General features: G+C 47.1%; 1 protein-coding gene. It reads right to left on the reverse strand.

Features of this window, described 5'->3' with window-relative positions; translation table 11 throughout:
- Positions 1–28: 28 nt before the first annotated feature.
- Positions 29–667 carry a SctL family type III secretion system stator protein VscL gene (gene vscL / locus R7O13_RS27255; RefSeq protein ID WP_005464499.1) on the reverse strand — a complete coding sequence of 213 codons (639 nt, stop codon included), beginning with the start codon at positions 665–667 and terminating at the stop codon, positions 29–31.
- Positions 668–688: the final 21 nt, after the last annotated feature.

Consider the following 688-nt stretch of genomic DNA (forward strand, 5'->3'; position numbering starts at 1 on the left):
TGTGTTCGATTGATTTGGCGGTGATGCCCTACTCTGGTGACGTCATTTTCCGCTCACTGAGTTGTTTCACCATCGCTTGCTTTAACGCCTGAATCTGTCCATCGATACTGGCGTCAATAATGCCGACTTCGGTTTCCAGTATGCAGCCACCGTTTTTGAGGCGCGCATCGGCAACCACATCGACATAACCCACTTCAGGAAAATCACTCAAAACGCCAGCAACTTTCTCTCTCACGTCAACCACTTGCTCAGGATGAACGTGTAAGATCACTTGCTTTTGATTACTCACCAATTGCAGCGCTTCTCTGACCACGCTGATCGTGGTGTCAACGTCATCAAATGTGTCGATGATTTTACGCACCGCGTCTAAGACGACGTTCGTCATTTTGTGCTCAACTTGCAGGTAATATTCATTGCAGCGAGCCAAAGTAGCGACCATCGCCTGCGCATTTTCTATTTTCGCCTGCTCCAAACCATCTTGATAGCCGCGCTGCTTTTCGGTTTCATACGCTTGCTGCGCTTTAGCAATGATACTGTCGGCTTTCGAATTCGCCGCTTCAACCAAATGTTGCGAATCGAGATAACTAACGTAATCCTTGGCTTTGAGCACCTTTAAACCTGGCGCTAACTGCAAGTTGTCGGTTTTTATTTCAACAAATGAAACCATTGGGGAATAACCTGTTTTGCG

Source organism: Vibrio sp. Y176, assembly GCF_033438945.1.